The 26564-nt window shown below is 32.8% G+C and carries 32 protein-coding genes and 3 pseudogenes; 34 read left to right on the forward strand and 1 reads right to left on the reverse strand.

The features are described 5' to 3' along the window. The first annotated feature begins 115 nt into the window (after positions 1–115). The 3 genes from ACZZ95_RS25890 (at position 116) to ACZZ95_RS25900 (ending at position 1711) form a co-directional block, all read left to right on the forward strand. Positions 116–775 carry a response regulator gene (locus tag ACZZ95_RS25890; protein ID WP_463471286.1) on the forward strand — a complete coding sequence of 220 codons (660 nt, stop codon included), beginning with the start codon at positions 116–118 and terminating at the stop codon, positions 773–775. Positions 776–789: 14 nt separating this feature from the next. Beyond that, entirely contained in the window at positions 790–1215 is a 426-nt protein-coding gene (locus ACZZ95_RS25895; RefSeq protein ID WP_463471287.1) for a hypothetical protein, read from the forward strand. 67 nt (positions 1216–1282) lie between these two features. Then, the gene (locus ACZZ95_RS25900) at positions 1283–1711 is read left to right on the forward strand and encodes a sensor histidine kinase (RefSeq protein WP_463471288.1); all 429 of its coding nucleotides are present in this window, start codon (positions 1283–1285) and stop codon (positions 1709–1711) included. 2 nt (positions 1712–1713) lie between these two features. Here ACZZ95_RS25900 and ACZZ95_RS25905 read toward each other — a convergent pair whose 3' ends face one another. Then, a complete protein-coding gene (locus tag ACZZ95_RS25905) occupies positions 1714–2208 on the reverse strand; it encodes a metallophosphoesterase family protein (protein ID WP_463471289.1) in 495 nt (164 codons plus the stop codon). Between the two features lie 731 nt (positions 2209–2939). Between ACZZ95_RS25905 and truA the strand changes: the two are divergent. From truA to ACZZ95_RS26060, 31 genes and pseudogenes are all read left to right on the forward strand, one after another. Beyond that, positions 2940–3675 (forward strand): annotated as a pseudogene (truA, locus tag ACZZ95_RS25910) (tRNA pseudouridine(38-40) synthase TruA). A 90-nt stretch (positions 3676–3765) separates the two neighbouring features. Next, positions 3766–5521: pseudogene (locus tag ACZZ95_RS25915) on the forward strand (ABC transporter ATP-binding protein). 235 nt (positions 5522–5756) lie between these two features. Next, a complete protein-coding gene (locus tag ACZZ95_RS25920) occupies positions 5757–5990 on the forward strand; it encodes a ubiquitin-like protein (RefSeq protein WP_095951710.1) in 234 nt (77 codons plus the stop codon). Positions 5991–6477: 487 nt separating this feature from the next. Next, complete coding sequence (locus tag ACZZ95_RS25925; protein WP_095951711.1) at positions 6478–7062, forward strand: NUMOD4 domain-containing protein; 585 nt, start codon at positions 6478–6480, stop codon at positions 7060–7062. 642 nt (positions 7063–7704) lie between these two features. Continuing rightward, positions 7705–9093 (forward strand): dihydrolipoyl dehydrogenase, encoded by a 1389-nt coding sequence (gene lpdA, locus ACZZ95_RS25930; protein ID WP_463471290.1) that lies wholly within the window; start codon positions 7705–7707, stop codon positions 9091–9093. A 136-nt stretch (positions 9094–9229) separates the two neighbouring features. After that, the gene (locus ACZZ95_RS25935) at positions 9230–9706 is read left to right on the forward strand and encodes a hypothetical protein (RefSeq protein WP_463471291.1); all 477 of its coding nucleotides are present in this window, start codon (positions 9230–9232) and stop codon (positions 9704–9706) included. A gap of 158 nt (positions 9707–9864) precedes the next feature. Beyond that, complete coding sequence (locus tag ACZZ95_RS25940; protein WP_463471292.1) at positions 9865–10188, forward strand: hypothetical protein; 324 nt, start codon at positions 9865–9867, stop codon at positions 10186–10188. An 89-nt stretch (positions 10189–10277) separates the two neighbouring features. Further along, positions 10278–10454, forward strand: coding sequence for a hypothetical protein (locus ACZZ95_RS25945; protein WP_463471293.1), 177 nt, complete (start codon positions 10278–10280; stop codon positions 10452–10454). Positions 10455–10763: 309 nt separating this feature from the next. Continuing rightward, the gene (locus tag ACZZ95_RS25950; protein WP_463471294.1) at positions 10764–11513 is read left to right on the forward strand and encodes a YegJ family protein; all 750 of its coding nucleotides are present in this window, start codon (positions 10764–10766) and stop codon (positions 11511–11513) included. Between the two features lie 144 nt (positions 11514–11657). Next, complete coding sequence (locus ACZZ95_RS25955; RefSeq protein ID WP_463471295.1) at positions 11658–12149, forward strand: TPM domain-containing protein; 492 nt, start codon at positions 11658–11660, stop codon at positions 12147–12149. A gap of 107 nt (positions 12150–12256) precedes the next feature. Then, positions 12257–12904, forward strand: a complete 648-nt coding sequence (locus tag ACZZ95_RS25960; protein WP_463471296.1) for a suppressor of fused domain protein — start codon at positions 12257–12259, stop codon at positions 12902–12904. Between the two features lie 18 nt (positions 12905–12922). Beyond that, positions 12923–13261: a n-acetylglutamate synthase gene (locus tag ACZZ95_RS25965; RefSeq protein ID WP_463471297.1), complete on the forward strand. Its 339-nt coding sequence runs from the start codon at positions 12923–12925 to the stop codon at positions 13259–13261. 152 nt (positions 13262–13413) lie between these two features. Beyond that, positions 13414–14313: an arginase family protein gene (locus ACZZ95_RS25970; RefSeq protein ID WP_463471298.1), complete on the forward strand. Its 900-nt coding sequence runs from the start codon at positions 13414–13416 to the stop codon at positions 14311–14313. A gap of 48 nt (positions 14314–14361) precedes the next feature. Then, positions 14362–14799, forward strand: coding sequence for a hypothetical protein (locus tag ACZZ95_RS25975; RefSeq protein WP_463471299.1), 438 nt, complete (start codon positions 14362–14364; stop codon positions 14797–14799). Then, the gene (locus ACZZ95_RS25980; protein WP_463471300.1) at positions 14777–16393 is read left to right on the forward strand and encodes a hypothetical protein; all 1617 of its coding nucleotides are present in this window, start codon (positions 14777–14779) and stop codon (positions 16391–16393) included. Before ACZZ95_RS25975 ends, ACZZ95_RS25980 begins: the two co-directional genes overlap by 23 nt. A 440-nt stretch (positions 16394–16833) precedes the next feature. Then, positions 16834–17142 (forward strand): GNAT family N-acetyltransferase, encoded by a 309-nt coding sequence (locus ACZZ95_RS25985; RefSeq protein ID WP_463471778.1) that lies wholly within the window; start codon positions 16834–16836, stop codon positions 17140–17142. 18 nt (positions 17143–17160) lie between these two features. Next, entirely contained in the window at positions 17161–17562 is a 402-nt protein-coding gene (locus ACZZ95_RS25990) for a DUF1801 domain-containing protein (protein ID WP_463471301.1), read from the forward strand. Between the two features lie 74 nt (positions 17563–17636). Further along, a complete protein-coding gene (locus ACZZ95_RS25995; protein ID WP_463471302.1) occupies positions 17637–18308 on the forward strand; it encodes a DUF2625 domain-containing protein in 672 nt (223 codons plus the stop codon). A 117-nt stretch (positions 18309–18425) separates the two neighbouring features. Then, positions 18426–18800: a YdeI/OmpD-associated family protein gene (locus tag ACZZ95_RS26000; protein WP_463471303.1), complete on the forward strand. Its 375-nt coding sequence runs from the start codon at positions 18426–18428 to the stop codon at positions 18798–18800. A gap of 82 nt (positions 18801–18882) precedes the next feature. After that, complete coding sequence (locus ACZZ95_RS26005; protein ID WP_463471304.1) at positions 18883–19599, forward strand: ankyrin repeat domain-containing protein; 717 nt, start codon at positions 18883–18885, stop codon at positions 19597–19599. Beyond that, positions 19583–19876, forward strand: a complete 294-nt coding sequence (locus ACZZ95_RS26010) for a hypothetical protein (protein ID WP_463471305.1) — start codon at positions 19583–19585, stop codon at positions 19874–19876. Before ACZZ95_RS26005 ends, ACZZ95_RS26010 begins: the two co-directional genes overlap by 17 nt. Positions 19877–19988: 112 nt before the next feature. Beyond that, positions 19989–20669 carry a DUF4919 domain-containing protein gene (locus tag ACZZ95_RS26015; protein WP_463471306.1) on the forward strand — a complete coding sequence of 227 codons (681 nt, stop codon included), beginning with the start codon at positions 19989–19991 and terminating at the stop codon, positions 20667–20669. 297 nt (positions 20670–20966) lie between these two features. Next, complete coding sequence (locus tag ACZZ95_RS26020) at positions 20967–21353, forward strand: hypothetical protein (protein ID WP_463471307.1); 387 nt, start codon at positions 20967–20969, stop codon at positions 21351–21353. A gap of 167 nt (positions 21354–21520) precedes the next feature. Continuing rightward, positions 21521–21727: a helix-turn-helix domain-containing protein gene (locus ACZZ95_RS26025; protein ID WP_095951726.1), complete on the forward strand. Its 207-nt coding sequence runs from the start codon at positions 21521–21523 to the stop codon at positions 21725–21727. Positions 21728–21813: 86 nt separating this feature from the next. Beyond that, positions 21814–22410 (forward strand): NAD(P)H-dependent oxidoreductase, encoded by a 597-nt coding sequence (locus ACZZ95_RS26030; RefSeq protein ID WP_463471308.1) that lies wholly within the window; start codon positions 21814–21816, stop codon positions 22408–22410. Between the two features lie 21 nt (positions 22411–22431). After that, complete coding sequence (locus tag ACZZ95_RS26035) at positions 22432–22875, forward strand: hypothetical protein (protein ID WP_463471309.1); 444 nt, start codon at positions 22432–22434, stop codon at positions 22873–22875. Positions 22876–22944: 69 nt separating this feature from the next. After that, the gene (locus tag ACZZ95_RS26040) at positions 22945–23409 is read left to right on the forward strand and encodes a hypothetical protein (protein WP_463471310.1); all 465 of its coding nucleotides are present in this window, start codon (positions 22945–22947) and stop codon (positions 23407–23409) included. Positions 23410–23663: 254 nt separating this feature from the next. Beyond that, complete coding sequence (locus ACZZ95_RS26045) at positions 23664–24077, forward strand: SRPBCC family protein (protein WP_463471311.1); 414 nt, start codon at positions 23664–23666, stop codon at positions 24075–24077. Positions 24078–24205: 128 nt separating this feature from the next. Then, positions 24206–25102: an SDR family oxidoreductase gene (locus ACZZ95_RS26050; RefSeq protein WP_463471312.1), complete on the forward strand. Its 897-nt coding sequence runs from the start codon at positions 24206–24208 to the stop codon at positions 25100–25102. A gap of 12 nt (positions 25103–25114) precedes the next feature. Further along, a pseudogene (locus ACZZ95_RS26055) lies at positions 25115–26030 on the forward strand (helix-turn-helix domain-containing protein). Between the two features lie 160 nt (positions 26031–26190). Continuing rightward, the gene (locus ACZZ95_RS26060) at positions 26191–26559 is read left to right on the forward strand and encodes a nuclear transport factor 2 family protein (RefSeq protein WP_463471313.1); all 369 of its coding nucleotides are present in this window, start codon (positions 26191–26193) and stop codon (positions 26557–26559) included. Positions 26560–26564 lie beyond the last annotated feature (5 nt).

Here is a 26564-nt window from a genome sequence, read left to right on the forward strand (position 1 = left end):
CTTAATTTATGTGCGAAGAAGAACCCGAATTTGATTCGGGTTTTTTTTCGCCTTAAAACGAAATAATTGTAAGATAATTTTCATATTTTTGCAGTTAAATTAGTTTCTAAAAATAATGGCGCCAAAAATAAAAATCCATCTTGCAGATGATCATCAGGTTTTAATTGATGGGCTGTCTAACTTATTACAGACAGTTCCAAATTTTGAAGTCGCCGGAAGTTCGCTTGACGGCACTACCGTTTTTAATGATGTCGTTTTGGATGAAGCTGACATTTTAATTCTAGACATCAGCATGCCGAAAAAAGACGGCATTGAAACTTTAAAAGAATTTAACGAAAAACAATCAGCCTGCAAAGTCATTATTTTATCCAGTTATGACGATTTAAAAATCATTAAAGAAGTAATGAAGCTGGGAGCAAAAGGTTATCTCACCAAAAATTGCGCAGGCGAAAACATTATTGAAGCTGTAAATGCAGTTTATCAGGGACAAGAATATTTTAGTGACGCCGTTAGAGAAAAAATTTTCAACACGTTTAAAGATAATCCAAAACTGAATCACAATGCTGTTATCGAAAATCCCATTTTAAGTCCGCGTGAACTCGAAATAATTATATTAATCGCTTTGGAATACAGCGGTAAAGAAATTAGCGAAAAACTTTTTATAAGCTCACATACTGTAGAAACGCACCGCAAGAATATCATGAAAAAGCTAAACATTAAAAGTTCAATTGGTTTGGTAAAATATGCTCTCAAAAACAATTTGATTAATCCATAAAAAAACAGCTTTTTATGTTTGGTCTTAACTTTTTTATATCGCTTCTTTTCTCTTTGGTCGCCAAAGGGACTTTCGTTTCACATCAATACCGTTTTGCAAACGCTCAAAATATATCTTCTACAGTTCAAACTGAAAGAAAATCAATTGCAAATCAAACTAATACAACTGATCAGTTAAGAAATAAAAAGATAGTAAGCTTAGCAATATTACTCGTTGTTATTATCTTCTTTCTATTTTATTTTCTGTATCAGAACAATAAACTAAAACAAAAAATAAAACGAAAAGACACCAAACAAAAAATCCTTCTTGACATCATTAATTCTAGTATTGACACACAGGAAATAGAAAGAAAAAAAATTGCTTCTTTTCTGCACGATAATATTAATTCGCTTCTTTCATCTGCTGGACTGCATTTAAATACTTTTACAGCGCAAAGATGAACTAAAATCTGATGAAATACAAAAAGCCAAAACCATATTATCAGAAGTACACGAACTTTTAAGAGATATGTCTCACGATCTTGTTCCTTCTCTTTTAGTTCGTTTTGGATTGATTTACGCGTTGGAAGATTTATGCGAAAAAAACTCTAATTCTGCCATTCAATTTGAATTTTCAAGTTCTATTTCGACCAGCAGAAGATATGTAGAAAAGTTTGAAATGAAAATCTATTTCATTGTCAGCGAACTCTTCAATAACATTATAAAACACAGTGAAGCTAAAAAAGCACGACTTTCTTTGGTTGAAAAAAACAATCAACTCCTCTTAACGATTCACGATGACGGAATTGGTTTTCGAACTCAAAAACTAAAAGAAGCAGAAGGTTTTGGCTTAAACCGAATTAGAGCTCGAATTAAGAAATACAAAGGAACTTTAACCATCGTATCACGAGAAAATGAAGGCACTAAAATTAAAATCCAGATTCCATTGCCGCACTAACGTTATTTTGCTCCAATTTCAATAATTTCTAAATCTTTGATTTTATCATCATCAATTACAAATCGAAGCATTGTTCGTACTTTATGAAAACCGCTTTTGCCTGCCGCACCTGGATTCATATGAAGTAAATTGTTTTTCTTATCAAACATTACTTTTAAAATATGCGAATGTCCGCAGATAAAAAGTTTTGGCGGATTCGCGACCATTTCTTCCTTAATATTCGGATTGTATTTTCCAGGATAACCACCGATATGCGTAATCCAAACCGAAACATTTTCGCATGAAAAACGATTGTTCAACGGAAATTCCATTCTCGCTTTTGCATCATCTATATTCCCGTAAACTGCTCTAAGCGGTTTTAGTTTTTTTATGGTATCCGTAACAGTCAAATCTCCAATATCTCCAGCATGCCAAACCTCATCGGCCTGATTAACATATTTTAAAATAGTATCATCAATATGACTGTGCGTATCAGAAAGAAGAAGGATTTTTGTCATTTTTTTGAAAGGTTCAAAGGTTGAGAGAGACAAAGGTACAAAGGTTTTTTTCTTTAGAAACGCAAGACAGCACGTCTTTAGTGCTGTTTTCTATTAACTCTTTCCAATCTAGGGTTAGACGCACTGCTGTGCGTCTCTACAGATACACTTGACGGAAAAAACCTTTGAACCTTTGCCTCTCTGAACCTTTGTAACTAAAAAGAAAAACTTAGAACCTTCAATTTCCAATCTGGTGTTAGACGCAGTGCAGTGCGTCTCTACAGATACACATCACGGGAAAAACCTTTGTCCCTTTGCCTCTTTGAGCCTTTGTAACTAAAAAGAAAAACTTAGAACCTTTAAATTTCCAATCTGGTGTTAGACGCACTGCAGTGTGTCTCTACAGATACACGTGACGGAAAAAACCTTTGTACCTTTGCCTCTTTGAACCTTTGTACCTAAAAAAAGAAACCTTTAAATTTCCAATCTGGCGTTAGACGCACTGCTGTGCGTCTCTACAGATACACATGACGGAAAAAACCTTTGTACCTTTGCCACTATGAACCTTTGAACCTAAAAAGAAAAACTTAGAACCTGTAAATTTTCAATCTGGCGTTAGACGCACTGCTGTGCGTCTCTACAGATACACGTCACGGAAAACCTTTGAACCTTTGCCTCTCTGAACCTTTGAACCTTTGTCTCTCTGAACCTTTTTTCGTACCTTTGAACCTCTGAACCTTTGAACCTCTACAGTGAGATATTTTATTCAATTTGCTTATAACGGAACACCTTATCATGGCTGGCAGATACAGCCCAACGCCTCTTCTGTTCAGGAAACTTTAAATAAAGCTTTTTCGGTTTTACTAAATGATACCATCAGCATTATGGGCGCTGGAAGAACAGATACTGGTGTTCATGCAACTGAAATGTTTGGTCATTTTGATACAGAAAAGAGTTTTGATGTTCCTATTTTAGTTCATAAACTGAATTCTTATTTACCAAAAGATATTGCCATTTTTGATATCATTCCTGTTCATGATGATGCGCACTGCCGATTCGATGCAAAAAAAAGAACGTACGAATATCACATCAATACCATTAAAAATCCGTTTTTACAGGAATTGAGCTGGTATGTAAATCAGAAATTGGATGTCGATTTAATGAATGAAGCGACGCAGTTATTATTGAAACATACCGATTTTCAATGTTTTTCAAAAGTAAATACAGATGTGAATACTTTTGACTGCACGATTTTTGAGGCATTTTGGAAGCAAGAAAATTCAAAACTAATTTTTACCATTTCGGCAAATCGGTTTTTGAGAAATATGGTTCGGGCAATTGTGGGAACTTTAATTAATATTGGTTTACACAAAATTACACTGGCAGATTTTGAAAATATTATTGCCAGCAAAAGCAGGGAAAAAAGCTGGGTTTTCAGTTCCGGCGCATGGTTTATATTTAACCAATATTTATTACGATTATTTATAAGCTGTAGGCTTTAGGCTTTAAGCAGTAAGCTTTTAGCACTTTATTAAAAAGCCTACTGCCTAAAGCTTATAGCTTAAAGCACCAAAAAAAATGAAAGCAAAAGCATTTGATACTGGATTATTCAAACGAATTTTAAAATATACTAAGCCTTATAAATGGCGTTATTACGGCGTAATCATATTTGCCGTTTCGCTGTCTATTTTTCTTGCCGTCGCGACCTTATTTACTTAAAGAAACGGTCGACGGATACATCAAAACTCACGATAAAATGGGATTACTATCTTACATCATCTTGATGGGGGTGGTTTTGTTAATGGAAGTATTCTCGCAGTTTTACTTTGTATATTGGGCAAACTGGCTTGGGCAGGATATTGTAAAAGATATCAGAACGAAACTATTTAAACACATTTTGAGCTTCAGAATGAAGTATTTTGATTTGGTTCCGGTTGGGCAATTAGTAACTCGAGCGGTTTCAGACATTGAATCAATTGCACGTATTTTCAGCCAAGGTTTATTTATGATTATAAGTGACTTGATGAAAATGTTCGTCGTGCTTATTTTTATGTTTTACATGAACTGGAAACTGACTTGGATTGTGGTTCTTGCTATGCCTATTTTGGTTTTCATTACTAGAATTTTCCAACGCAAAATGCAGGTCGCTTTTGAAGAAGTAAGAACACAGATTGCCAATATGAACTCTTTTGTACAGGAGCGTGTAACGGGAATGAAAATCGTACAGCTTTTTAATCGTGAAAAAATCGAAGCTGATAATTTCAAGGAAATTAATAACAAACATCGAGTGGCGTGGATTAAAACCATTTTATACAACTCGATCTTCTTCCCTATTGCCGATATTATTTCGTCTATTACTTTAGGACTGGTTGTGGTTTACGGCGGTTTTAGAATTTTGAACGGAGATCATTTTACCACTTTTGGAGATTTGTTTTCGTATACGATGTTTATTGGAATGCTTTTTAACCCGTTAAGACAAATTGCAGATAAATTTAATGAGATGCGACTGGGAATGATTGTCGCCAATCGTGTTTTTGATATTATTGATACGCAGGATCATATTCAGGATACTGGAAAAATTGAAGCACCTGTTTTTAACGGAAGTATCGAATTTGAAGCAGTTCGTTTTAGTTATATTCCAGAAGAGGAAGTGATAAAAGGTATTGATTTATCTGTTTCGGCAGGACAAACTGTTGCTATTGTAGGTTCTACAGGCGCAGGAAAATCAACTATTATTAATCTGCTGAATCGCTTTTACGAAATTAATAGCGGAACGATTTGTATTGACGGCGAAAATATCGAAAACTACACTTTGGCTTCACTTCGAAAACAAATTGCGGTGGTTTTACAAGATGTATTTTTGTTTGCCGATACAATTTACAATAACATTACGTCGCATAATCCAGAAATTACCCGCGATAAGGTAATTGATGCCGCAAAGAAAATTGGAGTACACGATTTCATTATGAATCTCCCAGATAATTATGACTTTGATGTAAAAGAGCGTGGTGTAATGTTATCCTCGGGACAAAGACAATTGATTGCATTTTTACGTTCCTATGTAAGTAATCCGAGTATTTTGATTTTGGATGAAGCAACTTCTTCTATTGATACATACTCTGAAGAATTGATTCAGCGTGCAACAGAAACGATTACAAAAGGAAGAACTTCTATTATAATCGCACATCGTTTGGCGACAATTGTAAATGCAGATAAAATTGTGGTGATGGATAAAGGACTAATTGTTGAACAAGGTACACATCAGGAATTATTACATAAAATTGATGGCTACTACAAAAACCTGTACGATTCGCAATTTTCAGTAGCTAATTAACTTGCAAAATCACCTACTTAATTAATCCTTAAAACCTTACAAATACTTAAATGGTAAAAATACAATCATTGATTGTCTTAGGGTAAAATGAATTTAACATAACTCATTAATTTTAGTTGTATTCTTACAAATAAATAAGTATGTTTGAAAAATAAATATCATTTTTAAAAAATACCATGAAAAAAAATTACTAATTACCGTTTTATTTTTAGCCTTTTCGCTTAATGCGTTCTCTATGCAAATTTTTATAAAAACTTTGACTGGAAAAACTATAACGCTTGAAGTTGAATGTTCAGATACTATCGATAATATTAAATCTAAAATACAAGATAAAGAAGGAATTAATCCTAGTTGTATAAGATTAATATTTGCAGGAAAACAACTTGAAGATGGAAGAACATTATGTGATTATAACATTCAAAAAGAAATTACAATGCATATGGTTCTTAGCAATCCTTGTATGAATTAATTGTTTCTTAAAAGAAGATGATAATATGTTTGAATACATTTTAAGACCGTATTTGGATACATGTATTACTTCGTTTCAAACATAATCTAAGTTTAAAATAATGGGGTTTGGCTTTTAATTAAGCCAAACCCTTTTTCAAATATAGTTAAGAACTAATCAGAAATTAATTCTAATTTTTACTCTTTTTTTTAAAATTCGGCAAAAAATCTATTAGCTAAAAAGGAAATCAAACAATTTAAAAACTGGTTCAACCTGCAATTAACAATTCGTTATCTTAAAATTTACACTTACTGTAAAATAAAAAACTGCACAATTCCTAATTTGTGCTTCAAAATCCGATTAAAAACTATTATAATCGTTTTAAAACGTTAAATAAGCGTTATAGAAATCATAAAATTGACATTTCGCAATCAATTGTATAGCAGTAATTTTTGGTTTATTATTTATCTTTGAGAATAGAGAATACAGAAATCAAATGTAAAAGAATATGCCACAAAATAGATTTTATCCAGACGAACAGTTTAAAGAAATAGAAATAAATGCCTCATTACAATTAAGATATGCCATTTCAAACAGAGGCCGTTTAATTAGTTTTACCGACGAAATTGAAAACGGTCGAATTTTAAAAGGCGGATTAAGCGACGGATATCCAACTTTCCGTTTTAAGGTAAAAAAAGACGATAAAATAGTCAACAAATATTTGTTCTTATACAAATTAGTTGCCCAATATTTTATCCCAAAAGATTCTGAAGAACAAACTTACGTACTTCATTTGGACTACAACAGAAGTAATGACGATATCCGCAATTTACGCTGGGCGACAAAACAAGAAATGATGGCGCACAGCCGTAAAAGTCCGAGAGTGATTCAGGCGAAAAAAAATCTAATCGAACACAATCTTAAAGCCGACGGAAGAAAATTAACAACAACGAAAGTAATGTTAATCAAAAAAATACTTGCCCGTCCAGAACAAAAAACACGTCTTAAAATGATCGCCAAACAATTTGGCGTAAGCGAAATGCAGATCAGAAGAATTGCCAGCGGTGAAAACTGGGGCCATGTGAAGATTTAATTATCAATTGATAATTAACAATTTGTCAGGCTGAGCGAAGTCGAAGTCAACGTAAGGAATTCCGGTAAAATTTAAAATTATATTAGCCACAGATTAAAATGATTAACACTGATTTTTAAAATCTTTTTAATCCTTTTAATCTGTGGCCTATTTTTTTATTCTCAAAACAACTTCACATTATGTACTAAAGACTAAGAACTAATTACCAAGAACTAATTACTAAGAACTAAAAACTAATCACTAAAAACTAATCACTAAGAACTAAGGACTAATTACTAAGAACTAATTACTAAGAACTAATTACTAAGAACTAATTACTAAGAACTAATCACTAAGAACTAATCACTAAGAACTAATCACTAAGAACTAATCACTAAGGACTAATCACTAAGAACTAATCACTAAGGACTAAAGACAAATCACTAAATCACAAAAATCAATTCAGAATTCACAATTTACAATTCACAATTCCTTCAGTTTCTGTGAAAAGACCAAAATCTGCGGCGCTAAAAACAAATTTTCAGGTGTTGATTTAAAATAAATCCTTAAATTCGCAAGCACAAATAACAAAAGAAAAAATCGAGAAATGAGTTTCGGAAATATAAACTTCATTTTCGGTAGTTAATATTAAAAACCAAAAAAATGAAATACGACGTTATTGTTTTAGGAAGTGGTCCTGGCGGATATGTTACAGCAATTAGAGCTTCACAATTAGGCTTCAAAGTAGCTGTAGTTGAAAAAGAAAACCTTGGTGGTGTATGTTTAAACTGGGGATGTATCCCAACAAAAGCATTATTAAAATCAGCTCAGGTTTTTGACTATTTAAAACACGCTTCTGACTACGGATTAAAAGTTTCTGAATTCGATAAAGATTTCCCAGCAGTAATTCAACGCGACCGTGGTGTTGCTGAAGGAATGAGCAAAGGAGTTCAATTCTTAATGAAAAAAAACAAAATTGACGTTATCGAAGGTTTTGGAAAACTAAAACCAGGAAAAAAACTTGACGTTACTGATAAAGACAATAAAGTTACAGAATACAGCGCTGACCACATTATCATCGCTACTGGTGCTCGTTCTCGCGAGTTACCAAATTTACCTCAAGATGGTGTAAAAGTAATTGGATACCGTCAAGCAATGACATTGCCTACACAACCAAAATCTATGATTATTGTTGGTTCTGGAGCAATTGGAGTTGAGTTCGCTCACTTTTACAATTCAATGGGTACAGATGTTACTATTGTAGAATTTATGCCAAACGTAGTTCCTGTAGAAGACGAAGACATCTCAAAACAATTTGAGCGTTCTTTGAAAAAAGCTGGAATTAAAGTAATGACAAATTCATCTGTTGAGCGTATCGATACAACTGGTGCAGGTGTAAAAGCATTCGTTAAAACGGCAAAAGGAGAAGAAGTTCTTGAAGCTGACATCGTACTTTCGGCAGTTGGAATCAAAACAAATATCGAAAATATTGGTTTAGAAGAAGTTGGAATTGCTGTAGACAGAGATAAAATCTTAGTAAACGCTTACAACGCAACTAACATTCCAGGATACTACGCAATTGGAGACGTTACGCCAGGGCAGGCTTTGGCTCACGTAGCTTCTGCAGAAGGAATCAACTGTGTTGAAAAAATCAAAGGTTTACACGTTGATCCAATCGATTACGGAAACGTTCCTGGTTGTACTTATGCAACTCCAGAAATCGCTTCTGTAGGTTTAACAGAAAAACAAGCTAAAGAAAAAGGATACGAATTAAAAATTGGTAAATTCCCATTCTCAGCTTCTGGAAAAGCAAAAGCGGCTGGAACTCCAGACGGATTTGTAAAAGTAATTTTCGACGCTAAATACGGAGAATGGTTAGGATGCCACATGATTGGTGCTGGTGTTACAGATATGATTGCTGAGGCAGTTGTAGCTCGTAAACTTGAAACTACAGGTCACGAAATCCTTAAATCTATCCACCCTCACCCAACAATGAGCGAGGCTGTTATGGAAGCTGTAGCTGATGCTTACGGCGAAGTAATTCACTTGTAAAAATAAACCGTTTTACGGTTATATATAACTTCAATTTAATTAATCCGATTTGTGAAAGCAAGTCGGATTTTTTTACTCCAACCTTTATTTTGTAATAAAATTACTATAATTTTGTACTTTATAATTAAATGAAATAATGAAAAAAGTATTTTTAATTTTATTGACAATCTTATTAATAAGTTGTAATAAAAGAGAGAAAGAATTAGAATTGCAAATTGAAAGATTAAAACATGATAATAAAATTCAACAAAGTTTATTGTCTGAAAAATATAATGATAGCATAGGAAAATATAGAGATACACTTGCAGCTTATAAGCGAGGAATTGAACATTATGATACAGAATTTTATTCTTTGGATAACCACTTTGATAAAATTGAAAACCCAAGAAAATTTATTGAAGAATCTTTAACAGAAAGAAAAGATCTTATTCCTGAAAAAGCAATACTGGGTGGAACGATGTATTTTGAGGCCGTTAAAACTATTGGTTTTGGATGGATAATTGGTTTTTATACAGATGGACATATTTATGGGGAAGCAATTTATAGTTACAAACTAAATAAAAATAAAAAAGTAGATTTTAAATTAAAATCGTATAAAGATCAAGGTGATTAAGAGGTTTTAATCTTTAAATTAATCCGATTTGTGAAAACAAGTCGGATTTTTTTATTCCTATTTTTAATAAAAATTTAATTGTTTTATAAATTAGGAATTTTATATTTTAATACTATTTTCGTGCTGAAAATTAATCTAACCAATTACAAAAAACAAGTATGAAAAAATTAATCCTATTTATAATCTTAGGAGTAACTATGAATGCAACAGCTCAAGAAGCTAGTGTAGAAAAATCAATCTTTTCAGTGCAAACAGGATTTGCAGGACTTTGGCTAAACAACGAATTAAAACTTGCTAATGCAATTGCTTTACGAAGCGAAATTGGTATCGAACACGACTTTGCAGTTGGAGACCATTATGACGACGCTGGTTTTATTTTACAGCCTGTATTAACTGCAGAACCTAAATTTTATTTCAATTTGAAAAAAGAAATGCCAGGGGAAGAAATATTTCAAATAACAGCGGTAATTATATTTCGCTAAAAACAAGTTATCATCCAGATTGGTTTGTAATTAATTTAGATGATAATATCACTAAAAATGCAGATTTATCCATAACGCCAACATGGGGAATGAAAAGAGCGATAGGAGATCATTTTACTTACGAAGCTGGTGCAGGAATTGGATATAGAATGGTATTTATTAAAGCAAATTCTAATTTTGGAAACGCACAAAGTGTCGATAATTTTGATTACACAAAAGAACAATTCTTACTTTATTTTCATTTAAGAATAGGTTATACCTTTTAAGAAATTAACTTGTAAATTTTATATAATCCGATTTGTGAATGCAAGTCGGATTTTTTTATCCCTATTATTTTGTCATTTCGACCGAAGGGAGAAATCCTCATAAGTTGCTCCAAAAAGATTGGCAAAAATCTTTGCTAATAACTTTCCTTTGCGGAGTTTCTTGCGAAGATTTCTCCCTTCGGTCGAAATGACAATACTTTGTCTTAAAAAAGCTTTATTTTTAAATTAAAAAACCAAAAATGATTAATATCATTTTACTGAAAGTACTAAAAAGATTACTTTTATAATTCATTATAAATATGCATTCTTATGGAAGAAACAAAAATATTCTACGCCGACGGAGAAAATCCAAAAATGATTGAAGCTTATAAAAAAGCACAAGATACCTTTAAATATTTCTGGAGAGAATTGTCCTGGGAATACCGCCGAATAGTCCCGGGACTTGATGTTGCGTGTGTAAAACTGGCTTTTACTCAGGAAATTGACGATGAAACCGTAGTAGAACACATGTGGATCAACGATGTAAATTTTGACGGCGAAAACATATACGGCGTTCTCGTAAATGATCCCGATGAATTGACGAATGTAAATAATGGAGACGAAGTTCAAATTCCTGTTAATCAAATAAGCGATTGGTTATTCGCCATTGGCGGTAAAACATACGGAGCCTTTACCATTCAGGCAATGCGTTCTGAAATGAGTGAAGAAGAAAGAAATTCGCACGATGAAGCTTGGGCATTAGACTTTGGTGATTTTAATGATATTTTAGTTGTTAACGAACAAAAAGAAAAACCAGAAAATATCATAGAACATCCGATGAGTATAAACATGAAAGAAAGTCTTATCGAATTCGTGAAAAATAATCCAGAAGAAATTACTGCGCAAGACGAATTAGGTTATACTTTTTTACATCGTGAAGCAATCGCTGGAAATCAGACTTCTGTAGAAGTTTTATTAGAATCGGGAGCAGATAAAAATAGTAAAACCGAGAGCGGAAAAACTGCACTCGATTTTGCGAAAGAACTAAATTGGGAGCATTTACTGCCTCTTCTACAATAAGAATCTTTAAAATCCGATTTAGTACTAAATCGGATTTTTTTTTGTCTTACTATGAACAATAAATATTAATTTTTCATAACATTTTCAGCAGTAAATTTTAATAATAAAGAACTAGTTTTGCGGCGCCTCAACCTTATATCTGCCATGAAAAAATTAGTATTTATTTTTACCCTTGTTCTTTTGTTACCCAATTCTTTTTTTGCACAAACAAAAACAGAAACGTCGGCCATTTTTGCCAAATCTTATGATTACGTAAATGACTTTGAAAAAATTCTTACCCCAAATCAGATCAAGGATTTAAGTAGTTTTTTAAAATCAAGCGAAGCCAAAACGAACAGTAAAATACTTATCGTAACAACTCCTTCCATAATTCCATATACAGATTTAACCACTTATTCTTTAGATCTAGACAAATATTTGCTTTCGCAGTTAAAAATCGACACTTCAATTTTAATTGTAATCAGCAAGCAATTGCGACAGATTCAAATTCATGGCGTTGATAAAATACGTGCCAAAATGAGCGATCAGGAAATGAAAGATATTGTTTCTCTTTATGTAGTTCCTGAACTAAAAAAAGGCGATTATTATAAAGGATTGCGACAAGGCGCGCTCCAGCTGGCGAAAAAAATAGAATAAAAACAAAGTCCGATCTGCAAAACAAGTCGGAGTTTTTTATGTCATAAATTCATTTTTTGCAATAAAAAATAATATCTTGTATACTCTTTAACTACAAAACGATAGAGATGAATTTAGAGGAATACAAAAAACAATTCTCAGAAGATGATGCAGTAGGCTGGTTAGAAATCGACAAAGAATTTGACAGCCTTTATCCCGGTCAGGAACCTAAACATTTTGCACCTGCACTTAGTTACATGCTTGGCGGTGATAGTCCGCTGGACGGCGTGAGTTATTACGAAAGTAAAAATCAGGAAGATCATTATCATTTTGTCACTTACGGTTTTTCTGAATTGTATTACGATGAAGAAAAAGTCGACGGTGAATTTAGTAAATGGGGTTTTGAACTTACTTTTAGATTAAAACCATTTGAAGCAGATAACGAAAATCCAAGCTGGGCTGTGGCATTACTTCAAAATATTGCCAAGTATGTTTTCGACAGCGGGAATTGGTTTGAAGAATATCATTACATGCCTGCAAATGGTCCAATTCGTCTTAATACAGATACAGCCATTACGGCATTGATTATCGTAAATGATCCTGAAGTTCCAAAAAAACAGACGCCGCACGGTGAAGTTTCATTTTTACAAATCGTAGGAATTACTTCTGCAGAATTTGAACACATAAAAGCAAATCCAGGAACAGTCGAAGAATTGGCAAATAAATTAAAAGAAAACAATCCTTTATTAATTACCGATTTAAATCGAAAAAATTAAGGTCGAACAGTATTAAAAATGATAAATTACAATAACAAATTTTTTAAGCCTGTCAGCAATAGTGAAAATGGAGAAACTTCTGGCGAAACCGTATTTCATTACAAACAGCAGGGAAACATCTTAACCTCTCAGTATTCAGGAGGAAAAATTGTTACTGGACATTTAATTGGCTTGGTTGATGATGAAGGCATTATCGAAATGCGCTATCATCAAGTAAATGAAAAAGGTGAATTAATGACTGGAACCTGCACTTCTCAACCTGAAATTTTAGAGAACGGAAAAATACGACTCCATGAAATCTGGCAGTGGACATCTGGCGATCATTCAAAAGGAAATTCCATAATTGAAGAACAATAAAAACCCGATTATTTTCTAAAAAAGTAATCTATAAATAGTTTTCAGAAAAAAAATCCGATTGTGAAAACACGTCGGATTTTTTTGCTTTGGTCTGTTAAAAAACATTCAAAAGGTAATTATTTTAATAACTTTATGACTAAATAGTAAAGGCTATGAAAGAAATCTGCATTGTTGAGTTTCCATCAAATTTAGGTTTAAAAGAACCCAAACCAGGCAAAGAACCAGGCGTAAATCGTTTACCAGACTGGTTTTGGAAAAACAATCTGCATAAGGCTTTAAAAACGAACAATATTATACGACTGGATCCGCCGAAATATTCGAATGTAAAAGATCCCGAAACTAAAGTTTTAAATGCAGATTCATTAGTTACATACGCGAGAGAACAGGCTTATTTGATAAACAATTTAATTAGTGCCGATAAATTTCCATTTATACTTGGCGGCGACTGCAGTATTCTTTTAGGATCGGCGATCGCTTTAAAACAAAAAGGAAATTACGGTTTATTTTATCTAGACGGCCATACTGATTTTATGGATATTTCCTTGTCTGAAACGGGCGGTGCCGGCGGTATGGCGACCTCAATCGTTACTGGAAACGGTCATCAAAAACTAACCAATATTCTAAACCTTTCTCCATACATAAAAGAAGAAAACCTTTGGTGCGTGGGCAATCGGGAATATGACGATGAATACGAAAATGAAATTCGAAATTCATCTGCCGTTTACATAAGCCTTCAGGAACTCCGAAAACAAAGCATAAAAAACTGTATTCAATCATTTCTTTCAGATGTTGAAAATAAAAAACTCGATGGCTTCTGGCTTCATATCGATGTCGATGTTTTAAACGACTTCATAATGCCATGTGTAGACAGCAGAACTCCAGACGGTTTAACTTATGCTGAATTTAATGAACTCACCTCCTATTTATTTCAAAGTAAAAAATTAAGCGGACTCGAAATAACTATTTTAGATCCAGATTTAGATGAAAGCGGACACTATACAAGAGATTTTGTACATCATTTAAGCACTACTTTTAATTTGTTTAAGAAATAAATTGTAAGCCTTAAAACATTAATCGAATATTCCAAAAGACATTTCCAAATGAAGTTGAAGTTGATCTCTTTTATTATTACAATCTGTGTCTACGGCGTTTGTTTTTCGCAGGAAAATGCAGTAAAAAATTTCCAGATAAGTTCTTCACCAAAAGAATCATTTCTGGACAGTGTAATTGAACCGCTTAAAAAAAATCAGCTGTACTTTGAAAAAGTATTTCTGCATACCAATAAAACCTCTTATTTTATTGATGATATTCTTTGGTTTAAAGCGTATGTTGGTGATATTTCCAATAAGCCTTCGCTAAAAACAACACGTGTCAATGTGAATCTTTTGGATATAAATGGCAAACTAATTCAGAGCCAAAACGTTTTTATTTACAAAGGAACCGGAAAAGGACAATTTGTACTAAACGATTCCCTAAAAACGGGAGTTTATTATCTTGAGGCAGAGAACAAATTATATGCGAAACTTTGGAGACGATAATACCTTCATTCAAGAAATAAATATTCTTAATAATGTTTCTGAAAAACAAACCGCATTAACGAATAAATATGACGTCCAGCTTTTTCCTGAAGCAGGTTATTTACTGGAAAATGCATCCAATACAATTGGTATTAAATGCTTATTAAATGGAAAAGGAATTAATTATTCGGGGAAAATTACAAATACAAAAAATCAGGAAGTTGCCAGTTTTAAAAGTGAGTTTTTAGGAATGACAAAGTGTAGTTTTGTCTATGAGCCAAATCAGACTTATACAGCATCTGTCAATATTAATGATACTCTAATAAAAATTCAACTGCCTCTGGCTCAAAAGACAGGCATTCTTTTAAATGTGGACAATAATCAGTCGGAAAATCTAAAATTAAGTATTCAAACAAATCCTGCTTCAGAAATAAAAACAAACCGGTATAAACTCTTATTTCATCAAAAAAACAATATTCTAGATTACGTCGAAATTCAAAACTTAGCATCTTTAAATCTGGAACTCGACAAAAAAAACTTTTACAACGGCATTAATACAGTTACGCTTTTTAAAGATAATCAGCCAATTGCAGAAAGAAAATTTTACATCGAAAAAGAAACAGAACCCACAATTGCATTAGAAAAAACAAGCGTTGAAAATGATTCCATCAATTATAAACTAAAAATTTCTCAGCTTGGCCAAAGTATAAATGCAAATTTGAGTACGTCAATACTGCCTCTAAACACATCCAATTATACGGAAACGAATAGTATCAAAAGTGCTTTCCTCCTGTCTCCTTATGTAAAAGGATATATCGAAAATCCAGCTTATTATTTCAATACAAAAAATGAGCAACGAAACCAACATTTAGATTTACTGTCGCTGACGCAAGGCTGGACTCAATTTACCTTAAGAGAAATGATTGCCGATTTAAATCCCGTTTATAAATATGATTTTGAAGCAGGATTTAAACTAAAAGGAAATGTATCATCTCTTCCTGCCAATCATCTGGCACTGCTGACAACAGACAATGTAATTATCGATAAAATATTTTTAAATGGAAAAAAAGATTTCAGCTTCAATAACCTGCTTATTTATAAAGGAGAAGCCGTTAAAATTTCTTTTGTAAACAATAACAGCGAAGCCCTAAAACCAGAAAAAATTCAGTTTGATATACCTCAAAAAGTATCGTCGCGTAATTTAAACATTGAAAGCAGAACAAAACAAACGGCTGTTTTAAACGAAGATTTATGGAATGATATGTATACAGCCGGCTCTATAAAACTGGATGAAATAACTGTTAATGCCAAAAATAAAAGATATACAGACCGAAAAAAACTCATAAAAAAATACAAACCTTTGGTATTTGATATTGGGAAATATTTTGATTTAGAAATTGCACCACATTTTAAAAATAAGGATTTAATGTATTTTTTAAGTTTTGATCAGGATGTCAAATTGGTAAACTGGAAAGGTCAGGAAACCTATCTGGAAACTGGAATTGATAAAGAAGCCGCTTTGTATATTGATGGAGAACGCATTACAGCTGGTGAATTGTCTAGCGTTTCCTTACAAATAAAAGACATCGAAAATATTATCGTCACGACCTATTAGAGGAAACAAAATTTTTCAGGTTTTTACAACCCAAAACTATAAAAATAATATTGTTGAACTTTTTAATGAATACGTAATCACGGACGGATTTGATAAAGAAAAAAATATTATTCGCCCATTTATGCTTTCGATGCAGACAAATACAGCAATTGGACAGAAATCGACTGGAAACCAGACTTACAAACCAATAGTAATGGTGAGCTGTTTTTTAAAGTTAAAGCAAATCCTCAAGGTTACTTATTTTTAATTCAAGGCTTTTCAAAAGATGGTTCTTTGATTTCAGAGAGTATCAAAATAAATAAAACTTAAAATCGTTAATGAAGATAACAGCAGTCCAAAATAAAGATTATCCTGTTTTAAAAGAATTATTCTTAAAAGAAAGAAAAAAACTTTTTCCTGGCTTGACACGTCCGAATACCAATTAGACGATTTCGAAAAATATACACAAGGAGAATATATGCTGGCAAGCATTCATAAATGATATTCCGGTTGGTTTTATTTCGATCTGGATGCCTACAAACTTTGTACATCATTTGTATGTGGACGAAAAATACCAAGGCAAAAAAATTGGTACAGAATTATTAAAAGCGATGATTGCCGTAACGAAATCTGCCGTAACTTTAAAATGTCTGGAAAACAATACAAAAGCTATTGCATTTTATAAAAGAAAAGGATTTATAGAAAAAGAAAAAGGACAATCTGAACATGGCAGTTATATTTTATTTCAATCGTCTGAAAAAATAGTTTAACACATTAAACTTAAAAATATGAATACAGAAATTCAGGCATATAACGATTCTCAAAGCGATGAAGATCAAAAAATATGCACTATTTTATGTACCGAAATTAACCATTTCCTGCCCGAAGCCGAAGGTAAAATCTGGCATGCGCATCCGGTTTGGTTTTTAGATGGAAATCCGATTGTGGGTTACAGCAAATTAAAAGGCTCTGTTCGATTGCTTTTTTGGAGCGGACAATCTTTTGAGGAAGAAAAACTGCAAAACGAAGGTTCTTTTAAAGTCGCTGAAATGCGCTACACAAACTCAGACGAAATAAACAAAGACGATTTAAAACGCTGGTTGCAAAAAGGAAAAGAAATTCAGTGGGATTATAAAAATATTGTAAAACGCAAAGGAGTTCTTATTCGATTACTTACCAAACCCTGTTAACCAAAAACCAAATGAAATTTTTTCAATTATCCGCCTTAATTTTTTTTACCACAATAACCTTTTCACAAACAAAAATGCGACCAGTAAACGAACTTATAGATCCAAAAGATTCTGGATGGAAATTAGTAAAAGAATGGATTAATACTGCCAAAAACAAAGTAGAAATCCTTCCTGCAGATCCGCAAAAAGCAAAAGATGCCTTATACAATACGCAAGTTACAACGAGTTCGCCAATGGGCGCGATTGTTTATAAAACCGGCGGTATATTAATTGATAACGGCTGGATTAGAATCTTAGGCTCGGGAAGCACCAAACTCAACCGAAGCCTGCCAGATTGGAATAAAGGAAAATCTTTTAAAGAATTTGGCGAGGCACCTGCTTATCTGCTTATTGCAGACGATGCTTTGGGCGGTTTTTATTTATTAAATGGAGGCGCTTTAGGAACAGATCTTGGAAACGTTTATTATTTTGCACCAGACAGCTTAGACTATGAACCTTTGGAAATTACGTATTCTCAATTTTTAGAATTCTGTTTTAATAATGATTTGGACAAATTTTACGCGGGAAGCAGATGGGAAAGCTGGAAAAAAGAAGTTGCTGTATTATCAGGCGACCAGGTTTTTAACTTTTACCCGTTCTTATGGTCAGAGGAAGGAAGCGATATCAACAAAGTGCAAAGAAAACCTATTCCTATTGAAGAGCAATACAGCTTAAATTTAGATTTAAGAAAACAGCTAAGACATTAAACTTTATTGCATATAAAAACCTCAACATTTTAATTTTCAGATTTTTAATATTATTTTCAATACTGACATACTGTTGTCACAAGGTCATTTTACCTTTATAATATAAAAATTTAAGTCATGGAAACTAAAGATGGAAAATTAGCCTTTTATGCTCCAACAAGACAAGATTGGCGAAATTGGCTCGAGAAAAACAGTCAGATCGAAAAATCGGTTTGGCTTATTTTGTACCATAAAAAGAGTCAAACTCAAAGCATAAATTTAGTCGAAGCCACAGAAGAAGCACTTTGCTTAGGCTGGATCGACAGTCTTTGCAAGAAACGCGACGCCGAAAGTTACTATCTTACTTTCTCCCATCGAAATCCAAAAACCAGTAAATGGAGCAAACCGAATATTGAAAGAGCCGAACGCATGATACAGCAAAATTTAATGACGGAACACGGCCAAAAATTAATTGATATTGCGAAAGAAAAGGGAAAGTGGATTATTGAGTGAGATTTTTATAATAACTGAATTTAAAATCATGCTTTTTTTTTATAGTAAAAAACTTATATTTACGCGTAGTAAAATAAACTAAATGCATAATTTTAATTTAATTCCAGAAAAAATATCATCAATCCTTTCTACCTCAATTGCTAAAGGTGAATTTGATGCTGTAAAACAAATCATAAATAGTAATAAGGTTGACGTTAATTATTACACCAATTCTACATCTTATGATACATTACTAATTGAAGTTCTTACAACATTTGGTTGCAAAGATGAAACTCAAAGAGTAGAAATGCTTCGTTTTTTAGTTGAAAAAGGAGCAAATCCAAATACATATTGTAAAAGCGGATATAACGCTTTGCATATTGCTGTACAACAAAATAAACTCATAGAATCATTAGAGTCGCTTCTTGATTCTGGAGGCGATGTAAATTTACCTGATAGTAAAGGTGCAACTCCAACTTATTGGGCTATTCAAGGATTTCCATGGCGTACAGAAGGTGAAGAACGTCAAATTCATTTGAAGGTTATTGAAAAAATAATGATGCTTGGAGCAGATCTTGATTACCAAAATAAATTTGGAGTAACTCCTCGTAAGTGGCTGGAAAGAACTTCGGAAGATGTAAAAAAACTTGTAGAAGATTGTGAAAAAAGAAATTATGTTTATAATCCAAGTTATACCACTTTTCCAAAATTTCCAACTAATTACAAATTTCCAGAAGTAGTAGAAAAATTAAGAAAACTTATTCCGCCTTCGGGAAAAGCCGAGATAATTGAAGCAGAAATGCTTGCGAGGGTTAGATAACCTTCAAGATGAAGCGTACAGGAATGGAAATATAAATTATAATAAGCAAGATACAGATTTAGCTCAATTTATATTGTCAACATTAACCGAATCATCCGTTTTCGAAGAGAAAGAAATAAAAAAAATAAGCAGTAATGTCAAAAAACTGATGAGTGCTAAAAAACCATATTTAGAAGATGATGTTTACGATTATCTTACAGACCAAATCTGCGTTTACTACAATCATAAAAACAAAAATGAAGTGACTAAAAAGAAATGGTGGCAGTTTGGAAAATAATAAAACAGTAAATCATTTTCTTTCTATAAATCACTTTCTCAGATGAAACTTTTGCGTTAAAATAATTTGTATTTTAGTAAGATCAGAACTACAACCTAAAACCTTCTAAATCATGCTAAAACAAATTTTTCTTCTCCTGATATTTTGTTTCGGAACTCAGTTACATTCTCAGGAACTGGGTTTTACAACTCCAGATTATAAAGCAATTGAAAAAGAAATAAACGATAAGAATTCAAAATTCTACTATCCGAAATTAATGGAAAGGCTGACGAAAAATGATACTTTATTATCGCATGACGAATACCGCCATCTGTATCTCGGTTATGTTTTTCAGCCTAAATACAATGCTTTTTGGAAATCACCAGATGAAGAAAAACTAAATGAGTTATTCGGGAAGGAAAAACTCGAAGACTCTGATTATGACAAAATCATTAAATTAATCAATCACTCTTTAAGCGAATTTCCATTTGATTTAAAACAGCTTAACTACCTCGCTTATATTTATCATTTAAAAGGAGACGAAGCTTCGTCTAAAATTACTTCTTTCCGATTTCACAGTATTATGAATGTAATCCTGTCTTCTGGTGACGGAAAAAAATGCGAAACTGGTTTTCATGTTTTACTGGTTGATCACGAATATGTTCTCTTAAATGTTTTCGAAATAGAATCGAAAGGACAATCATTGGTTGACAATTGTGATTATCTCAGTTTTGAAAAAGGCGCTTACCAAGTGGACGGCATTTATTTTAATATCGAGAAAATGCTGGAAAATGAAAGAAAAGCTGTCCGATAAATTTGTTTTAAGATTCCAATCTAATGAAAAACTAAATTTCTCCTATAGCCCTCCCGAAATGATCGGGAGAAACGGCATCCTTTTTTGGCTATTCACTCCTATTATCTGCCAAAAAAGATAGTGTACAGCGGGACAACTGTTCTTTTGAAAACCTAAACTTCTGCTTCTAAAAAAATAAATTGCAAAACTCCAATAGTTCTCACTTGTTGGAGTTTTTTTTTGATAAAAATTATATTTTTATTGTTTATCAATAAATATTTATTATTTTAGCAAAGATAACTTTTAATCTTAATTACAATGGAAATTAAAATTGGAACCCCGCAAATCTTAAAAATCCTGAATGTTTTGTCTTGGATTATTTTTATCGGCTTATGCGTTGAAGCCGGTATTTATTTGTTTAACGGCGCTTATACCATGACGATTAATTCGTACAATGCGCGTTTTCTTAATTTACTCGATCTGTATAATTTCAGTCCTGCTTATTATATTCAGGAAATGATTTTTATGAGTATTGTCGCAATTTTAAAAGCCATAATGTTTTACCTAATTGTAAAAATGCTCGCACGAGAAAAAACTAAATATCGCACAGCCTTTTACTTTAGAAATGGGACGTTTTATATTTTATATGGCTTATTTGTCTTTTGGAATTGGTTTGTTTTCTCTTTAGGCGGCAAAATTCAATAACTGGCTGTTTACAAATGGCGTAAAAATTCCAAATCTAGAAGCTTTAAATCTGGAAGGCGGCAGTGTCTGGATATTTATGTCGATAATACTTTTTGTTATTGGGCAGATTTTTAAAAGAGGAATCGAAATTCAGTCTGAAATTGACTTAACTATTTAAACTAGAAATTATGCCTATAGTAGTAAATTTAGACGTGATGATGGCAAAAAGAAAAATGTCACTGAACGAACTTTCAGAAAAAGTAGATTTGACTTTATCTAATCTTTCGATTTTAAAAACCGGCAAAGCAAAAGCAATTCGATTCAGCACGCTCGAAGCAATTTGTAAAGTTTTAGATTGTCAGCCGGGAGATATTTTAGAATTTTCTGAAGAATAAAGCACTGTTCTTTTTTTAGATTTAATTTGTATTTTCGTACAAACAAGATCACATTTCAAAAAGTTTAAATCTATAGAATCTAAAAAATGAACATTTTAATTGTTTACGCGCATCCTAGCAAAAAATCGTATACGTTTCAGGTTTTAAAAAGATTAAAATCGGTTTTGGATCTTGAAAAATGGAATGTAGAAATCTCGGATTTGTATGCTTCTAATTTCTGCGGCGATATGTCTGAAGAAGAATACGAACGGGAAGGTTTTGCCAAAACCCAGCTTCCTATTTCGTTAGATGTTTTGGCTGAACAAGAAAAAATAGAAAGAGCCGACTGTATTATTTTTCTATATCCCGTTTGGTGGAGCGACTGCCCCGCAAAATTAAAAGGCTGGTTTGACCGCGTTTATTCTGTTGGATATGCATATGGACAAAATGAAACTTCGAGAAAAATGAAAACTATTCCGTTGGGACTTGTAATCTGCACTGCAGGGCATCCGAACGCTTTTTTACACGAAATTGAAATTGCCCAAAGCATGGAGAAAATAATGCTGGAAGACCGACTTGGAAAACGTTTTGAAAATAAACAAATGATTATTCTGGGCGGAACATTAGATTTAGAAAATGTGATGACAAAACATTCTGAAGAGATTGGCCAAATTGCGAGAAAAATTAAATCAATAAAAAAATAATCACAAATCATAATATTAGAAATGATACAAGATGACAATTTAGAAAAATCAGTTTTTGAAGAAATTCCAACCGAGAAGATTTACTCAGAAAAAGCAATAAGAATTGGGACATTTTTTGCAGGTCCTTTAGTTGCTGGATATTGCATTGCTGAAAATTTTAAAGTTTTTAATGATTTCGAAAAAGCTAGAAACACTTGGATTATCACTATCCTATCGATGATCGCAATAATTCCGGTTATTTTCATAATACCAGATAATTTCCCTGGTTTTCTTTTCCCTTTGCTTTATTTATTTGTGTCTTCTTATTTTCTAAAAAAGTTTCAGGAACAAAACATTCAAAATCATATTAAAAACGGCGGTGAAACGTTTAGCGACTGGAGAACAGCATTAATTGGTTTATTCAGTATTATAATTTTCTTCGGAATAATTATGTGCGTTATTTCATTGACTGAAGAGCTGTTATAATATCCTTTAGATAAAATTAAAATATCTTACTAGAACTTTAACCTTAATGCATAATCATCAATACCAATCATGAATTTTCAAAAAATAAAAGTTTACCATTTTTTCTGGATTGTTTCTGTACTAATTATAATAATTGGAATTGTACAAAGCAGTGATCCAAACGCTATTCTAGACATAAACATACATGATACCTATTATGTTATAGCAAATTTTGACAGCACGGTTTTTCTTTCTTTGTCTTATTTTTTAATGGGATTTGGCTATTGGCTTCTTCAAAAAGTATTCAAAAAACAACTCGTACGATTCTTAACTTTAATTCATTCTATTATTTTGATAGGAAGTTTTATTGTCTATTGGATAGTTTTCTTTTATAAACCACTATATTATAGAAATGATAATTTTCCGTTGATAGAAGATTTACAAAGTCTAAATGTAATTTTAGTAACAGAGTTATTCTTGATTGTTTTGGTTGCAACACCAATTTACATTATCAATTTACTTATTGGGATTTTTAGGAAAAGTAAAAATATATAAGCTTTAGAAATTCCAAATTTCAAATTCCAAATTCCAAATTTCAAAATCTAAAATCTAAAATCTAAAGTCTAAAGTCTAAAAAAAACTGTCCGAAACACACCGTAAAATTGTCTTTTAAACACCTCAACTCTTTGATTTATAGATTGTAAATTTACTTTTACTAATTTCTAAATCAACACAAATGAGCGCGCACGATTTTACCACAAAAATAATAGTACAGCATTCTCCTGACGAAGTTTTTAAAGCCGTACAAAATGTCCGCGTGCTGGTGGTCGGAAGAAATTGAAGGAAAGACGGCCGAACTAAATGATGAATTTGAGTATCATTATGAAGATGTTCACCGATGTAAAATAAAATTGATTGAAGTAATTCCGAATCAAAAAATTGTCTGGTTTGTCGAGCAGAACTACTTCAAATTTACAGAAGACAAAACCGAATGGACCGGAACAAAACCGACATTTGAAATCACCGAAAAAAATGGAACAACGCAACTCTCCTTTACCCACTTTGGTTTAGTTCCAGAATACGAATGTTTCGAAATCTGCCGCGATGCCTGGACTACTTACATTCAAAAAAGTCTCAAAAGTTTAATAGAAACCGGCAAAGGAACTCCAAACGGAATTGGAAAACCTCAAACAGAAAACGAAAAAAAACTATCTAAAAGCTAAACATTAGAATCTCAGTCCCGAAGCTTCGGGATAGCACCTTTTAAAAAAAAGCCTACAACAACAGTAGATTTGGCTAAATCTTTTGTTCTGATACTGCGCAACTTTGCAGTATCAAAAATTTAGAACAAATGAAAATTATACTTACAGGTTCTTTAGGGAACATCAGCAAGCCATTAGCCACAGCGTTAGTGCAAAAAGGACATGCGGTTACCGTAATAACAAGCAGTGCGACCAGACGAGCAGAAATTGAAAACTTAGGCGCAAAAGCGACCATAGGTTCTGTCGAAGATTTAAGTTTTTTAATAGAAACTTTTACAGGAGCAGACGCCGTTTACTGCATGATTCCGCGAGCGAATTATTTTGATCCGAATCTTGATTTGGATGCGTTTACACGAAAAATTGGAAACAATTATGCCGAAGCTATTCAACAGTCTGGTGTAAAACGTGTTGTTTATTTGAGTAGTATTGGCGCACATTTGAAGCAAAATTCTGGAATTATCCAGCGATATAACGAAATCGAGTCTGTTTTAAATAAACTTTCGGACGTTTCTATTACGTTTATGCGCCCGACTTCATTTTACTACAATTTGCTGGCTTATATCCCAATGATCAAAAATCAAGGAGTTATCGCCGCAAATTACGGTGCCGATCAGTTGATTCCGTGGGTTTCACCAAATGACATTGCGGCAGCTATTGCAGAAGAAATTACGACAACTCTCGAAGGACAAAAAATCCGTTACGTTTGCGACGAAGAATTAACTGGAGATGAAACGGCTAAAATTCTTGGCGATGCAATTGGAAAACCAGATTTAAAATGGCATTTAATCAGCGATGAAGAAGTCCTCAGCGGATTAACTGCTATTGGTATGCGACCAAAAATTGCGGCAGGTTTGGTCGAAATGTACGCTGGACTTTATAATGGTACATTAGGCGAAGATTATTATAAAAACCGCCCAGCTGTTTTAGGAAAAACAAAACTGGCAGATTATGCCAAAGAATTTGCCGCAATTTATAATCAGAATTAAGTACCTTAGAGCATGGCAAATCAGCAACCACACCGAATAAAAAGTATCAGCGAATTTCATCAGTTTCGAGATTTGCCTAAGCCGGAACACCCATTGGTAAGCGTTTACAATTTTGAAGATTTAAAATATTTGAACGAAGAAGAACCTAAAAGTCTGATTCTGGATTTTTATTCTATCGCACTCAAACGAAATGCCAATGCCAAAATGCGCTACGGACAGCAGGAATACGATTTTAAAGAAGGTGTAATGCTGTTTATTTCGCCAGGTCAGGTTTTTTCTATTGAAGGAAATGCAGAGTTGCAACATACAGGATGGTCCTTATTGATCCATCCTGATTTTTTGTGGAATACACCGCTTGCGCAGAAAATAAAACAGTACGAATATTTTGGATATGCGGTTCATGAAGCCCTGCATCTTTCTGATAAAGAGCAAAATATGATTATTGATATCATAAAAAATATTCAACAGGAATATCAGTCTAATATTGACAAATTCAGCCAAGAGGTTATAATTGCTCAAATCGAATTATTATTGACTTATTCCGAGCGTTTTTACAATCGTCAGTTTATTACCAGAAAAATAAGCAATCACGAGATTCTTGTGCGTTTGGAAAAACTGCTTGAAGATTATTTTACTAATGAATCTTTAACTCAAAAAGCACTTCCAACTGTGCATTATATTGCAGAAAAATTAAATGTTTCACCAAATTATTTAAGCGGTTTATTAAAACATCTTACTGGTCAGAGCACGCAACGAAGACATTCATAATAAATTGATTGAAAAAGCAAAAGAAAAACTTTCAACCACCAGCTTATCCATAAGTGAAATTGCTTTTGAATTAGGTTTTGAGCATCAACAGTCTTTCAGCAAATTATTTAAAACCAAGACAAATGTTTCTCCGTTAGAATTCAGACAATCTTTTAACTGAAAACAGTAGTGAACACAAGCTGTCATTTCCAAAAAATTCAATTTAAATACAATAGAAATCAAATAGTAAGAATTTTAATTTCCTGAATTTTTACATCACTTTCTGCAATAATTGTAAAGCTTAATTTCATACCTTAGTTTGCTTTTTAATCCATTAAATTATGACTAAGAAAGAAATTGCACAAAACTTCTTAAAACTTGTCGCCAGCGGACATTCGCATGAAGCTTTTAGGCTTTATGTGGGCGAAAATTTCAAACATCATAATGTCCATTTCAAAGGTGATGCCGCAACTTTAATGCTGGCAATGGAAGAATCGGCAAGAAAGAATCCCAATAAAATTTTCGAAATTCATCATATCCTTTCAGACCATGATTTGGTGGCTGTACATTCGCATCTCAAACAAAATTCTGATGATTTAGGTTTTGCAGTTGTTCATCTTTTTAAAATTGAGTCAGACAAAATCATCGAGCTTTGGGATTTAGGACAGCCTATTCCGAAAGAAACAATCAATGAAAATGGAATGTTTTGATTTAA

This window comes from Flavobacterium sp. AC267 (assembly GCF_979258715.1).